This window comes from Streptomyces sp. NPDC048196 (assembly GCF_040652715.1).
GTDB lineage: Bacteria > Actinomycetota > Actinomycetes > Streptomycetales > Streptomycetaceae > Streptomyces > Streptomyces siderophoricus.
Genome location: NZ_JBEZMM010000008.1, coordinates 173,134 through 187,650, shown reverse-complemented (window position 1 = coordinate 187,650; position 14,517 = coordinate 173,134). Strand labels below are relative to the sequence as shown.

General features: G+C 71.8%; 10 protein-coding genes. 7 read left to right on the top strand and 3 right to left on the bottom strand.

Annotated features, from left to right (window positions below; genetic code table 11):
* Positions 1 to 78: 78 nt before the first annotated feature.
* Positions 79 to 1,998 (top strand): serine/threonine-protein kinase, encoded by a 1,920-nt coding sequence (locus AB0E02_RS12510; RefSeq protein WP_362138141.1) that lies wholly within the window; start codon positions 79 to 81, stop codon positions 1,996 to 1,998.
* Between the two features lie 123 nt (positions 1,999 to 2,121).
* On the opposite strand, the gene AB0E02_RS12505 is transcribed toward AB0E02_RS12510, so the two are convergent.
* A complete protein-coding gene (locus AB0E02_RS12505; protein ID WP_362138066.1) occupies positions 2,122 to 4,182 on the bottom strand; it encodes an NPCBM/NEW2 domain-containing protein in 2,061 nt (686 codons plus the stop codon).
* Positions 4,183 to 4,451: 269 nt separating this feature from the next.
* Between AB0E02_RS12505 and AB0E02_RS12500 the strand changes: the two genes are divergently transcribed.
* From AB0E02_RS12500 to AB0E02_RS12485, 4 genes are all read left to right on the top strand, one after another.
* Positions 4,452 to 5,708, top strand: coding sequence for an ABC transporter substrate-binding protein (locus tag AB0E02_RS12500; protein WP_362138139.1), 1,257 nt, complete (start codon positions 4,452 to 4,454; stop codon positions 5,706 to 5,708).
* Between the two features lie 55 nt (positions 5,709 to 5,763).
* Positions 5,764 to 6,675, top strand: coding sequence for a sugar ABC transporter permease (locus tag AB0E02_RS12495; RefSeq protein WP_362138064.1), 912 nt, complete (start codon positions 5,764 to 5,766; stop codon positions 6,673 to 6,675).
* Entirely contained in the window at positions 6,672 to 7,571 is a 900-nt protein-coding gene (locus AB0E02_RS12490) for a carbohydrate ABC transporter permease (RefSeq protein WP_362138062.1), read from the top strand. Before AB0E02_RS12495 ends, AB0E02_RS12490 begins: the two co-directional genes overlap by 4 nt.
* A gap of 266 nt (positions 7,572 to 7,837) precedes the next feature.
* Positions 7,838 to 8,869 carry an NUDIX domain-containing protein gene (locus AB0E02_RS12485; protein WP_362138060.1) on the top strand — a complete coding sequence of 344 codons (1,032 nt, stop codon included), beginning with the start codon at positions 7,838 to 7,840 and terminating at the stop codon, positions 8,867 to 8,869.
* 621 nt (positions 8,870 to 9,490) lie between these two features.
* On the opposite strand, the gene AB0E02_RS12480 is transcribed toward AB0E02_RS12485, so the two are convergent.
* Complete coding sequence (locus tag AB0E02_RS12480; RefSeq protein ID WP_362138058.1) at positions 9,491 to 10,849, bottom strand: dipeptidase; 1,359 nt, start codon at positions 10,847 to 10,849, stop codon at positions 9,491 to 9,493.
* 202 nt (positions 10,850 to 11,051) lie between these two features.
* On the opposite strand from AB0E02_RS12480, the gene AB0E02_RS12475 reads away from it, so the two are divergent.
* A complete protein-coding gene (locus AB0E02_RS12475) occupies positions 11,052 to 12,257 on the top strand; it encodes a geranylgeranyl reductase family protein (RefSeq protein WP_201802398.1) in 1,206 nt (401 codons plus the stop codon).
* Between the two features lie 621 nt (positions 12,258 to 12,878).
* Here the strand turns inward: AB0E02_RS12475 and AB0E02_RS12470 are convergent.
* On the bottom strand, positions 12,879 to 13,319 hold the full coding sequence (locus tag AB0E02_RS12470; protein WP_362138056.1) for a nitroreductase family deazaflavin-dependent oxidoreductase: 441 nt from the start codon (positions 13,317 to 13,319) through the stop codon (positions 12,879 to 12,881).
* Positions 13,320 to 13,510: 191 nt separating this feature from the next.
* On the opposite strand from AB0E02_RS12470, the gene AB0E02_RS12465 reads away from it, so the two are divergent.
* Positions 13,511 to 14,218, top strand: coding sequence for a TetR/AcrR family transcriptional regulator (locus AB0E02_RS12465; RefSeq protein ID WP_362138054.1), 708 nt, complete (start codon positions 13,511 to 13,513; stop codon positions 14,216 to 14,218).
* Positions 14,219 to 14,517 lie beyond the last annotated feature (299 nt).

The window sequence follows — 14,517 nt, the reverse complement described above, 5'->3', positions numbered from 1 at the left end:
AGCAGCCCTGCCGGCGGCGCGCCCGGTGCGCCCCGCGCCGCCGAGGCGAGCGGTCCCCGGCGCGGCACCGACGCCGATCTGACCGGACGGCTGCTCGGCGGCCGTTACCGCGTCACCGACCGGATCGGCCGCGGCGGTATGGGAGTGGTCTGCCGGGCGGTGGACGAGGTGCTGGGCCGCGAGGTCGCGGTCAAGGTGCTGCGCGCCTATACGGACGCCTCCGCGCCGGAGCTCGCCGATCTGCGCACCCGTATGCAGCGCGAGGCGCGCGCCGCGGCCCGGATCCGGCATTCCGGTGTGGTCACGGTCCATGACGTCATCGACGAGGACGGCCGGCCGGTCATCGTCATGGAGCTGGTGGACGGCCCGTCGCTGGACGACGCCCTGGAGGAGCGCGGCCCGCTCGACCCGCGGGAGATCGCCCGGATCGGCGCCCAGGTGATGGACGCGTTGGACGCCGCCCACCAGGTGGGCGTGCTGCACCGCGATGTGAAGCCGGGCAATGTGCTGCTCGACCGCACCGGCCGGGTGGTGCTCACCGACTTCGGCATCGCCAGCATCGAGGCCCCGGGCGACGGCGCGACCACGCACCTCACCCGCAGCGGCGAACTCGTCGGCTCGATCGACTACTTGCCCCCGGAGCGGGCGCAGGGCCAGGACCCCACCCCGGCCTCCGACATCTGGTCGCTGGGCATGACGCTGTACGCGGCGGTCGAGGGCGGCGGCGCGCCGTTCCGCCGTACGTCGGTGTGGTCCACGCTCACCGCGATCGTGACCGAGGCGCTGCCCGAGCCGCGCCGGGCCGGCCCGCTGACACCCGTGCTGCACGCCCTGATGGCCAAGAACCCGGCCGACCGGCCGTCCGCCGCGGAGGCCCGGAGCATGCTCCGGGCGGTGGCCGAGGGACGGGACCCCGCGCCCGCCCCGGCACCCGGCGCACCGCATCTGCCCACCGCGACCGATCTGCGGCCGCTCACCCCGCCGGCCCCGCCGCAGGAACTCCCGCCACCGCCGCATCCCCAGCCCCAGGGGCACAGCCACTCCCCGTCCCAGGCTTCGGGCCCCACCCAGGCGCACCCCCGGCCCCACCCCCCGGCCGCCACCCAGCGGCCCGGATTTTCCTATCCGACCCCCGGTGCGGCCGCCGACCCGCCCGGTGTGCCGGCCGGTCCGTCAGTGGGCACTACGGGCACTCACCCGTACCCGGCGAACCCCGGTGAGCGGGACACCGAGCGGCTGCCCGCGCGGCGCCGCCGTCGGGTGGCGCTGGCCGTGGCGGCGGTGCTGGCCGTGCTCGCCGCCGGTGGCGGGGTGACGTACGCACTGGTCGGCGGCGGCCCGAGCGATACGGTCGCGGACCGCGGCCGGCAGTCGCCGGAACCGGCGCCGACGCCCAGCGGGCCGGGCGCACCGGGCACGACCACCGGCAAGGACGACGCCCAGGGCAAGGACCGGGGGAAGGCGCGGGACGCGGGGGCGGACGGCGGGGCGGGTGCGTCATCGTCCGCGTCCGGCCGGCCCACGGACGGTGCGACGTCCAAGGGTGCGGACACCAAGCCCGGTGGAACGGGCGGGAGTTCGGGTGGTGACGGGAGCGGCGGAGCGGACGGCGGCCATGACGGGAGCGGTGGCGGCAGCGGCTCGGGCGGGACGCACGGCGGTGATTCCGGTGGCGGTGGCGCCGGAGGCAGCGGCGGCGACCCGACCCCGGCGCCGACGTCCTGTGTGTCCATCGGCAGCGGCAGGACCAACTGCGACGTCTGGCGCACCGCGAATTCCTACACCGCGTCGTTCCAGCAGGTCGGGGTGGTGAACATGGGCACCAACTACTTCTACTGCCAGGCGAAGCTGGGCCGCCGCGAGACCTACGGGAAATGGACGAACGTCTGGTGGGCCAAGACGGACGACGACAGCGGCAACGCGGGGGTCTACGTCAGCGTCGTCTACCTCAAGGGCGGGGCGAACGACCAGCCCGTCCCGGGGCTGCCGGTCTGCTGACGGCCGTTCGTGAACGCACGGCGGGCGGGCGGGGCCCGGTGCAGAGCCCGGGAACCCGCCCGCCTGTGAGCGCCGGGCTGACCGCCGACACCGCCGTGCCCGGTCCGGCGCTCAACTGCCGTATCAGCAGGTGAACTTGGCGTCCGCCCAGTCGGCGTGGTCGTAGTCGATGCCGTCCCCGCCGTCGGTGACGACGAGGCGGACGGTCTCGGCCCCGGCGACCGCGGCGGTCAGCGTCCGGGCGGCGTCGGTGCCGGTCACGATCCCGCTCGCGGTGACCCGTTTGCCGTCCGCCCAGACCTCGAAGCCGGCGGAACCCCGGTCACCGACCTCGTCGTCGATCCCGACCCGGGCGCTGAACGCGGAGCACTTCCGGCCGGTGTAGAAGGTGACGTCGCCGGCCGCATGGACGCCCAGGCCCTTGGTGTAGCCGGTGCCGCCGATCCGGAGCGGGCCGCCGTCCCCGGCCGCGTCCTCCCCGACACTGGTGTTCCTCTCGACCGGGCCCCAGCCGTTGGCGGCGGTCAGCCAGGGCAGTTCGGCGGCGTACGCGATCCCGGCGGGCGGCGGTACCACGATGTGGGCGGTGCCGGGCAGGGTGGCGGTGACCCGTTCGCCGCGCGGTGAGCGGTAGTCGGCGGTCAGCGGCAGGTCGTACGGGCCGGGGGCGGCGCCGGCCGGTGCGGCGATCCGCCAGGTGGTGGTGAGGGCCCGGCCGCCGGGCAGTGCTCGGGCGGTGGCGGGGGAGGTGGCCGTGGCGTGCCAGCCCCGCGGGGCCTTGAGCGTCACCGTGAGGTTCCGGGCGGGGGTGCCGCCCAGGTTGCGGACGGTGGAGCGGAGGTCCGTGGACGCTCCGGCCTCGACCAGGGGCGTGCGGTCGGTGCCGGTCTCGACGGCCGGCGGGTAGGTCGCCCAGTTCTTGTCGGCGGCGACCCGGTAGACGGTGGTGCCGTGCGCCGGGACGGTGGCGGCGATGGCGCCCGTGGTGTGGGTGTCGCGGTGCTGCCACAGGTCGCGCAGCCGGTAACCGGCGGCCTGCGGGAGGCCGGCGGCCCGGGCGGTGGTGGCGATCCGCTGCGGCCGGTCGGTCTCGTTGAAGAGCGCCACCGCCCGCTCGCCGCCCGCGAGTTGCTTGACCAGGGTCCAGCGGCCGGACTCGGACGCCAGCACGGTGGCCTGCTTGCCCAGGGCGTCCTGGTCGAGCGCGATGACGTCCTTGTTGGCCAGGATCTCGAACGTCTCCGGGCCGGCCTTGCGCAGGTCGGAGCCGATCAGCAGCGGCGCGGCCATCATCGACCAGAGGGAGAAGTGGCTGCGGTACTCGGTGTCCGTCATCCCGCCGTTGCCGACTTCCAGCATGTCCGGGTCGTTCCAGTGTCCCGGGCCGGCGTACGGCGCGAGCGGCAGGTTCTGCCGGGCGATCGCCAGCATGCTCGACCAGGAGTCACTGATGTCACCGGTCGTGCGCCACAGATGTCCTACGTCCGACGCCCACTCCCAGGGCTTGTTCTCGCCCCATTCGCAGATGCTGTAGACGATGGGCCGTCCGGTGGCCCGCAGCGCGTCCCGCATCGCGCGGTACCGCTGCTGGGCGTCCACGCCCTGGTTATTGCAGTTGTCGTACTTGAGGTAGTCCACGCCCCAGTCGGCGAACTGCTGGGCGTCGGACTTCTCGTGTCCGAGGCCGCCGGGGAATCCGGCGGAATTGCAGGTCTTGGTTCCGGCGCTGGTATAGATGCCGAACTTCAGGCCCTTGGAGTGGACATAGTCGGCGACCGCCTTGATGCCGTGCGGGAATCGGCGGGGGTCCGGTACGAGCTTGCCGTTCGCGTCGCGCGTGGGCAGCGCCCAGCAATCGTCGAGATTGACGTACTGATATCCCGCGTCCTTGAGTCCCTTGGCGAGGAAGAGGTCGGCGATGCCCTTGACCATGTCCTCGGTGAACTCGGCGCGGCAGTGCGTGGAGTTCCAGTTGTTGAAGCCCATCGGGGGCGTCTTGGCCAGCCCGTCGGGGAGCCGCGGCGCGGGGTGCGCGGAGGCGGCGGGTGCGGCGCCGGCGTTGCCCGGGGTACGGGCCGCGGCGGGCGGCGCGGTCGCGCCCGCCGCACAGAGCAGGGCGAGGGACAGCGCTCCGACGAATCGTCGGTGGCCCGTCCGGCGGATGGAGCGGATAGGAACGCGCATGGTTCGCGTCCTCCGTCTTCGCGAGAGGTGGGGTGAGGTCGGGTACCTGCCACTGGCGAGTGCTTACGGTAGAGCTTGTTGGAGTCTGTTGGAAGAGGAGCGGTAACGGTTGATGCTCTGCCCGCCAAAGCCCTTGACGCACCCGGCAGTTCGGAGTGAGATCCCACCACTCGCGTTCGTTTCTGTTTGGTTCCACCCTTGAGGAGGGGGCCATGGCCCAGTCACCGTTCAGCGGTTCGGATGCGTACGGGGAAGTGGCGGGACGTCGGATGTCCCGCCGGACGCTGCTGAGGGGCGCCGCGCTCGGCGCCGGGGCGGTGGCCCTGCCGGCCCTGCTCACCGCCTGCGACAGCGGTCCCAGCGGTATCACGATGGGCTCCAACGCCTCGGACGCCGTACCGAAGAAGGCCTTCGCCGCGGCCTTCACGGCGTACGAGAAGAAGTCCAAGAAGACGGTGAAGGTCAACACCGTCAATCACGAGAACTTCCAGGAGAACATCAACCGGTATCTCCAGGGGAGCCCGGACGACGTCTTCATGTGGTTCGCCGGGAACCGCATGCAGTACTTCGCGCAGAAGGGTCTGCTCTCCGACATCAGCGATCTGTGGCGGCACTTCGACGGATTCACCGACGCGCTGAAGAAGCAGTCGACGGGACGCGACGGCAAGCAGTATCTCGTGCCGTACTACTACTATCCCTGGGCCGTCTTCCACCGTAAGAGCGTGTTCCGGGAAAGGGGTTACGAGACACCCCGGACCTTCGACGAGTACCGGGCGCTCGCCAAGAAGATGCAGAAGGACGGGCTGGTGCCGTTCGCCTTCGGCGACAAGGACGGCTGGCCGGCGATGGGCACCTTCGACTACCTCAACATGCGCGCGAACGGCTACGACTTCCACCTCGCGCTGATGAGCGGCCAGAAATCCTGGAACAGCCCGCAGGTCAAGCAGGTCTTCGACCTGTGGCGCGGACTCATGCCCTACCACCAGAAAGGCGCCAACGGCCGCACCTGGCAGGAGGCCGCACAGACGCTCGCGCAGAAGAAGGCCGGCATGACCGTCCTCGGACTTCCCCACCCCGGGCAGCAGTTCAGCGCAGCCGACCGCCCGGACCTGGATTTCTTCCCCTTCCCGGAAATCGACCCGGCGCACGGCCAGGACGCGGTCGAGGCACCGATCGACGGATTCCTGATGTCGCGCAAGGCCAAGGACAAGGACGGCGCCAGAGACCTGCTGAAGTTCCTCGCCACCCCGGAGGCGGAGAACACCTACCTCACGTACGACCCCAACAACATCGCGGTCAACAGCGGCGCGGATACCGCCGCGTACACCGCGCTGCAGAAGAAGGCCGTGCACCTCGTCGCCGGCGCCAAGCAGATCTCGCAGTTCATGGACCGCGACACCCGGCCCGATTTCGCCTCGACCGTGATGATCCAGGCGATCCAGCAGTTCCTCAACAATCCGGATGACATCGACGGCCTGGTCAACGACATCGAACGCCAGAAGAAACAGATCTTCGCCACCGGATGAGCCCCGGGCACCGGCAGAACGACCTACCGCGAGAAATGACGGGGAGCGAACCGCCGTGCTGAAAACCCGTGCCCGGCGCGCCGGAAGACCGGGGCCGCGGCGGCACACCCGCCGCGACCTCGCCGTCCTCGGCGCCCTGCTGGGCCTGCCGATCCTGCTCGATCTCGCCCTGATCTGGGGCCCGACGCTGGCCTCCGTCGGACTGTCCTTCACCACCTGGGACGGTATCGGCGACCTCAAATGGGCCGGCCTGGAAAACTACCGGAACCTGTTCACCGACTATCCGCCGTTCTGGCCCGCGGTCCGCCACAATCTGCTGTGGCTGGCATTCCTCGGCCTGCTCGCCGCCCCCTTCGGGCTGCTGCTCGCCGTGCTCATCGACCGCGGCGTCCGCTTCAGCCGCTTCTACCAGTCCACCCTCTACATGCCGGTGGTGCTGTCGCTCGCCGTCGTCGGTTTCATCGCCCAGCTGATCCTCTCCCGGGACCAGGGCGCGCTCAATGCCGTACTCGGCGGGAAGAATCCCACCGACTGGCTGGGAGATCCCGACCGCAACATCTGGATGGTTCTTTTGGCGGCCTGCTGGCGGCACACCGGATACGTCATGATTCTCTATCTCGCCGGCCTGAAATCCGTCGACCCCGCCCTCAAAGAGGCCGCCGCCCTCGACGGTGCGAACCAACGGCAGGCATTCTTCCGCGTCGTACTGCCCACCCTGCGGCCGGTGAACGTCATCGTCGGCGTCATCACCGTCATCGAATCGCTGCGCGCCTTCGACATCGTCTACGCCGTCAACAAGGGCCGCAACGGCCTGGAACTGCTGTCCGTACTCGTCACCGACAACATCATCGGGGAGGCCGGCCGGATCGGCTTCGGCTCCGCCATCGCCGTCGTCCTGCTCCTCGTGTCGCTCGGATTCATCGTGACCTATCTCGTCCAGGAACTCCGAGGGGAGCAGCAGCAATGACGGTATCGCCCGCCCCGCTACGGCTACCGCCGCCTACCGGACCGGCCCGCCGCGGCCGGTTCGGCGTGCACCTCTTCCTCACCGCCGTTTCGCTGGCCTTCCTCGCCCCCCTCCTGCTGGCCGTCTACGCCTCCCTGCGGCCCTACGAAGAGACCGCGCGATACGGCTATTTCTCCCTCCCGCGCCACCTTTCCTTCGCCTACTACCGCCAGGCATTCGTCGACTCCGGAATGAGCAAGTACTTCCTGAACTCACTCCTCATCGCCGTCCCCGGAGTCCTGCTCACCCTCTTCCTCGCGTCGTTCGTGGCGTTCGCCATCTCCCGGCTCCGGATCCGCGGCGGGACGGCCCTGCTGATGGTTTTCACCGCCGGGAACCTGCTGCCCCAACAAGTGCTCGTCACCCCGCTCTACGTGCTCTTCAACAAGGTCCCGCTGCCGTACTGGATGTCCGACTCGATGACGCTCTACGACTCCCTCTGGGCGGTCATCGCCGTGCAGATCGCCTTCCAACTCGGATTCTGCGTCTTCGTCCTGGCGAACTTCATGCGCACCCTGCCACGGGAAATCCTCGAAGCCGCGATCGTCGACGGCGCCGGCGTCTGGGCGCAGTACCGGCAGATCACCCTCCCGCTGTGCCGGCCCGCACTCGCCGCACTCGGCACCCTGCAATTCACCTGGATGTACAACGATTTCCTGTGGGGCCTGGTCTTCCTCTCGGACGGCGACAAACTGCCGGTCACCTCCGCCCTCAATAACCTGCGCGGCCAGTTCTTCACCGACTACAACCTGCTCGCCGCGGGCTCCGTCCTCGTCGCGCTTCCCACCGTCGTTGTCTTCCTCCTCCTGCAACGGCATTTCATCGCCGGCCTGACCCTCGGGGCGAGCAAGGGCTGACCACCGTGCGCGCCGCCGGGGCCGGGCACGATGCGCCCCCGTCATATGCGGATTCCGGCGCTTCCGCGCAGGTACGCGCACCGGGTGTGCGGGTGAGGGTTTCGGTGCTGGAGGGGCTGGGGAGCGCTTGTTTGCCGGGGCCTCCCCGGCCGGACCGGCGGTCGAACAGGCAGCGTTCCCGGCCGTGCGCGCGGCCCGTGACCCCGAGCGTTTCCGTGGCAGGGTGTTGCGGGCAACTCACCTGGGTCTAGGGAAGAGGGGAAACCGTGATCGTCTGGCTGAACGGCACGTTCGGTGCGGGCAAGACCACTGCGGCTCATGAACTGCTCGACCTGCTTCCCGGAAGCACGCTCTACGACCCCGAACTCCTCGGCAACGGGCTGCGGCTGATGCTGCCGGCCAAGCGCTTCGAGGAGGTCGACGACTACCAGGACCTGCCGTCCTGGCGGCGCATGGTGGTCGACACCGCGGCGGCGCTGCTCACCGAGGTCCCCGGCCCGCTGGTCACCCCCATGACGCTGCTGCGGCAGGAATACCGCGATGAGATCTTCGGCGCCCTCGCCGCCCGCCGGATACCCGTCCGGCACGTTCTCCTCCATGCGGAGGAAACGATCCTGCGCACGCGGATAGCGCACCGGGAGGAAACGCCCGGAGACGACGCGGCCAATGCGTCCGTCCGCCGCTGGTGCCTGGCGCACCTCGGCCCGTACGCCGATGCGCTGCCCTGGCTGACGACCGACGCCCATGTCGTCGACACCACCCGGCTGACGCCCCGGCAGACCGCCGAACGCGTCGCCGAGGCGCTGCGCACCGGCGCCGGCGCCTGCGACATCGTGCAGACCCCCGAACCGACCGCCGAGACCCTCGCCGCCGGCGTCCTGCTCTTCGACGACCAGGACCGGGTGCTGCTGGTCGACCCCACCTACAAGGCGGGCTGGGAATTCCCCGGCGGCATCGTGGAACGCGGTGAGGCCCCCACCCACGCCGGCGTCCGCGAGGTGGCCGAGGAACTCGGCATCGAACTCCCCAGCACCCCACGCCTGTTGGTGCTCGACTGGGAGGCGCCCCGCCCACCCGGCTACGGCGGCCTGCGGCTGCTCTACGACGGCGGCGTGCTGAGCGACGACCGGATCAGCAAACTGCTGCTGCCCGGCGCGGAACTGCGCGCCTGGCGCTTCGTCACCGAGGCCGAGGCGGAAACCATGCTGCCCCCCGTCCGCTGGAACCGCCTCCGCTGGGCACTACGCGCCCGGGAACAGGGGTACCCGCTCCATTTGGAGGCGGGCGTTCCCGTTTAGTCCGGGGCTGCGGCGGCTCGACTGTTGCTGGCCTTGGGCGGGTCTCCCGTAGGGGAATGTCGAACAGATCCCGTAGGGGACGCGAGCCCCCCTTGCAGGGCCTCAACCCGACGGGACAGGGAGATATTCCCGATACCCAGCCCCACACCACGAGAGTGCACGGTGCACCCGAACCGACGACGTCCACCCCCACCGGCCTCACCCCCCCCACTCCCGGGAGGGGACAGACCGGAGGACGAAGTCTGGAGGGCTGTCACCGCACCCAACAAACAAACGCCCGCCGCCAGGCGCAACGGCGAGACGCCCCGTGGCGGGACGGCCGAGTACGTACGGGGATCCGCCAGGCGCAACGGCGAGACGCCCCGCGGCGGGACAGACGGGTACGTGCGGGGCGCCGCCAGGCGCAACGGTGAGACGCCCCGCGGCGGGACAGACGGGTACGTGCGGGGCGCCGCCAGGCGCAACGGTGAGACGCCCCGCGGCGGGAAAGACGGGTACGTGCGGGGCGCCGCCAGGCGCAACGGCGAGCAACAACCGCGGCGCGACGGCCAACTACGTGCGGGGCGCCGCCAAGCGCAACGGCCAGACGCCCCGCGGCGGGAAAGCCAAGTACGTACGGGCTCACCCAAGCGCCGCGTACCGCCGGAGGAACAGCGCCTCCGCCAAGGAGAGCCGCTGCAGTTCCTCCGGCGACACGCTCTCGTTCACCGCGTGGATCTGCGCCTCCGGCTCGCTCAGCCCGATGAGGAGGATCTCCGCGTCGGGGTAGAGACCGGCCAGGGTGTTGCACAGCGGGATGGAGCCACCCATACCCGATGTTTGCATCTCCGCGCCGTCGTAGGCCTCCCGCAGCGCCGCCGCCATCGAGGCGTACGCCGGGCTGCTGGTGTCCGCGCGGAACGGCTGGCCCTGGCCGACCTGCTCCACCGCCACCCGCGCGCCCCACGGCGCGGCCTTCGCCAGGTGTGCCGCCAGCAGCTTCGTGGCCGCCGCCGCGTCCGTGCCCGGCGGGACCCGCAGGCTCACCAGGGCCCGCGCCCCGGCCTGCACGGACGGGGTGGCGCCGACCACCGGCGGGCAGTCGATGCCCAGCACCGTGACGGCCGGGCGGGCCCAGATCCGGTCCGCGACCGACCCGTTGCCGATCAGTTCGACGCCGTCCAGGACCTTGGCGTCCCGGCGGAACTCCTCCTCCGGATACTGCAGGCCCTCCCAGGTCGCGTCGCCGGTCAGCCCGTTCACCGTCGTCGAACCGTCCTCGGCGCGCAGCGAGTCCAGGATCCGGATCAGCGCCGCCAGCGCGTCCGGGGCCGCACCGCCGAACTGCCCGGAGTGCAGATTGCCCTCCAGGGTGTCGACCTGGACGCGCACCAGGGTCATCCCGCGCAGCGTCGCGGTCACCGTCGGCAGCCCGACCCGGAAGTTCCCCGTGTCACCGATGACGACGGCGTCCGCGGCCAGCAGCTCCGGGTGCGCCTCGGCGTACCGCTCCAGCCCGCCGGTGCCCTGCTCCTCGGAACCCTCCACGATCACCTTGACGTTGACCGGGACCCCGCCGTGCTCCTTCAGCGCGCGCAGCGCCGTCAGATGCATGATCAGCCCGCCCTTGCAGTCCGCGGCGCCGCGGCCGTACCAGCGGCCGTTCCGTTCGGTCAGCTCGAACGGCGGTGAGACCCAGGCGGCCTCGTCCAGCGGCGGCTGCACGTCGTAGTGGGCGTAGAGCAGGACGGTCTTCGCACCCGAGGGGCCGGGCAGGTAGCCGTAGACGGACCGGGTGCCGTCCGGGGTGTCGAGCAGCGCCACGTCCTCGAAACCGTCCGCCCGCAGCGCCGCGGCGATCCACTCGGCGGCCGCCTCGCACTCGCTCGGGGGGAACTGGGCCGGATCGGCCACCGACTTGAAGGCCACGAGCTCCGCCAGTTCGGTCCTGGCACGGGGCTGCAGCGCGGCGACGGTCTGCGCGAGCGGGCTGTCGGACATGAACGCTCCTTGTGGGCGCGGCGTGTGGGGGACCGGCCGCCCGGCCTCGTGAGCCGGCCGGGCCGGACGCAGGGCACGGCTTCCCGTAGGGGCCCTGCGGGTGTGCATTCCACCGATCTTCCCACAGGCCCCGTGCGCAACAGCGGCCCGTAGGATGCGAGGGCGGTACGCAGCCAGGCATCGAACGGGAGCAGAAGCACAGGTGAGCAGCGAGCGGGCAGCCGAGGGCAACCAGCAGGTGTGGGACGTCGTGGTGGTGGGGGCGGGGCCGGCGGGCGCCTCGGCCGCACACGCCGCGGCCTGTACGGGGCGCCGGGTGCTCCTCCTGGAGAAGGCCGAGCTGCCGCGCTACAAAACCTGCGGCGGCGGCATCATCGGCCCTTCGCGCGACTCCCTCCCGCCCGGCTTCGACCTGCCGCTGCGTGACCGCGTGCACGCCGTGACCTTCTCGCTGAACGGCCGGCTGAGCCGCACCCGCCGCTCCAAGCACATGCTCTTCGGCCTGATCAACCGCCCCGAATTCGACGCCCGGCTGGTCGAGTCGGCCAAGGACGCCGGTGCCACGGTCCGTACGGGCGTCACGGTCTCCCGGGTCGAGCAGCACGGCGCCGAGGTCCCGGACCGCCGCACGGTCGCGGTGGTGCTGGGCGACGGGGAGGTGGTGCTGGCGCGCGCCGTAGTGGGCGCGGACGGCAGTGCCGGCCGGATAGGAGCACACGTCGGGGTCAAGCTCGACCAGGTCGACCTCGGGCTGGAGGCGGAGATTCCGGTGCCCGAGCCGGTCGCCGAGGACTGGGCGGGCCGGGTGCTCATCGACTGGGGCCCGCTCCCCGGCAGCTACGGCTGGGTCTTCCCCAAGGGCGACACGCTCACCGTCGGCGTCATCTCGGCGCGCGGCGAGGGCGCGGCGACCAAGCGGTACCTGGAGGACTTCATCGGCCGGCTGGGCCTGGCCGGCTTCGAACCGAGCATCTCCTCGGGCCATCTGACCCGCTGCCGCGCCGATGACTCACCGCTCTCCCGCGGCCGGGTGCTGGTGTGCGGCGACGCGGCCGGTCTGCTGGAGCCGTGGACCCGGGAGGGCATCTCGTTCGCCCTGCGGTCCGGACGGCTCGCGGGGGAGTGGGCGGTCCGGGTCGCGGAGGCCCACGACGCGGTCGACGCCCGTCGCCAGGCGCTCAATTACGCCTTCGCGATCAAGGCGGGCCTCGGCGTGGAGATGGGCGTGGGCCGGCGCATGCTCCAGGTCTTCTCCCGCCGCCCCGGCCTGATGCACGCCGCGGTCACCGGCTTCCGCCCGGCCTGGCACGCCTTCGCGAAGATCACCCGCGGGACGACCACCCTCGCCGAGATGATCCGCACGAACGGCATGGCCCGCCGCGCGCTGGAGGCACTGGACCGGGGGTGAGTGCGGGCGGCGTGGGGGCGTCGCGCGCTGGATCGAGGGGAGGGGGCGGGCGGGGGGAGCGCTCCCGGGGGAGTGTGCCGAGTTGGTGTCCCGGGGGCCTCGGGGGCCTCGGGGGGCGTCCCAAGTGGGTGCCCTGGAGGGCCGGGGTGCGGGTGGTGTCCCGGGGCGCTTGGGGAAGCCGTCCCAAGTGGGTGCCCTGGCGGGGCTGGGGCGCGTGCCGAGTTGGTGTCGCGGGGCGCTTGGGGGAGCCGTCCCGAGTGGGGTGCCCTGGCGGGTGGCGGAGCGCCCCGAGTTGGTATCCCGGGGGCGCCTGGGGAGCCGTCCCGAGCGGGTGTCCTGGAGGGCCGGGGACGCGTGCCGAGTTGGTGTCCCGGGGGCCTCGGGGCGCTGTCCCGAGTGGGTGTCCTTGAGGGTCGGGGGAGCGTGCCGAGTGGGCGTGCCGGGCCGGGTGGGGTGCCCCAAGAGGGTGCCGGGGCCCAGGTGGGGTGCCCCGAGCGGATGGCCTTGAGGGCCGGGGAGCGTGCCAAGTGGGCGTGCCAGGGCCCGGGTGGGGTGCACCAATGGGGCGTCCCCGGGCCGGGTGGGGTCCCCAGAGTGGGTACCGGGGGCCCGGGCTTCGCTTCAGGCTTCGGTGATGTGGAAGACGGGGTGCTGGGGGGCCGCGGCGCGGAGTTCCTCGTCGGTGGAGGCGGCGGTGACCTCGCCGAAGTACGCCTTCACCTCCCAGCCCCAGCGTGCGAGGTAGGCGCGCAGCAACTCCGGGGTCTCGGCGGGCGCCAACTCGACCGCGGTGAACGGCCGGATCCGCCGTCCGACGCGCAGTTCGCCGCCGCCCGCCGCGCGGAGATTGCGCACCCATTCGGAGTTACCGCGGGCCGAGACGAGATAGCGGCCGTTCCCGTACGTCATGGGGTTGACCGGGACGCGGCGCCATTCGCCGCTCTTACGGCCCCGGACCGCCAGGTCGGCCGCGCCGGCGAGGCTGATGCCGCGGCGCGCGAGCCAGCCGATGGCCCCGTTGAGACGGACGGCGAAGCGGCTGGGATTGAGGTGGCGGGCCATGGGGTGGGCTCCTCGGGCTCGGGGGACTCTGGTCGCGCGTAGGCGGATGGTGGGTGGCGTGGGCGCCGGGGCGCTGCTCTGATTCGAGAGCAGTGCTCTCGCTCGTGAACAGTGTGCGCACGATCGGTGCACCAAAGCAAGAGCGCTGCTCTCGTTTTTGTGCGGCGCTCTGAAGCTGGCACACTGCTCACATGACTGCGATCCGAGGAGCCAGGGAACGAGCCCGTAGCGAAATCACCGAGGCCATCAAGGCGGAGGCACGGGCTCAGCTCGCGGCCGAGGGCGCCGCGAAGCTCTCCCTACGGGCCGTCGCCCGCGAACTGGGCATGGCCTCCTCCGCGCTCTACCGCTACTTCCCCAGCCGCGACGACCTGCTCACCGCGCTGATCGTCGACGCCTACAACGCGATCGGTGCGGCCGCGGAGCGGGCCCGGGACCGCCGCGGTGCCGCGACCGCGAGCCCCGTGGACCGCTGGACCGCGATCTGTACGGGCGTCCGCGCGTGGGCGCTGGCCCATCCGCACGAGTACGCGCTGATCTACGGCTCACCCGTTCCCGGCTACCGCGCCCCGCGCACCACTACGGAGCCCGCCGCCCGCGTCGGTCTGGCGCTGATCGGCGTGGTCCGCGAGGCCCATGCCGCCGGTGCGCTGAAGGAACCCGCCGAACCGCTGCCCGACCCGGTGGTGGCCGATGCCCTGGCGCTCGGTGCCGAGCACGGCGTCGAACTGCCCCCCGCGGTACTGGCCCGGCTGGTCGGGGCGTGGGCCCAGCTCTTCGGGCTGCTGAGCTTCGAGCTGTTCGGCCAGTTCCAGAACGTCATCGAGGCCCGTACGGAGTTCTTCGAGCAGGCCGTCCTCCAACTGGCCCGCAGCGTCGGCCTGACCACCTCGCGCTGAGCCGAACGGCCCCGGCCGACCCCGGCCAACCGACGCCGGCTCACCGCAGAACCCGGCCAACCGACGCCCGCTCACGGCAGAACCCGGCCAACCGACGCCCGCTCACCGCACCGCGGCCCGTGGTAACGCTGCGGCCGCACCGCTGCTCGTCGTAACCGCGGCTCGTCTGACCGCGGCTCGTCGTACCGCTGCGTGCGCACGGTGGCTCGCCCGGCCGCTGCCTTCGCGCCGCGGCGTTGGTCATTCCGTCGCTGCGGTCGGGTAGCTGTGTCTGTCGTTCGGTCGCTGCGGTTGTGCAG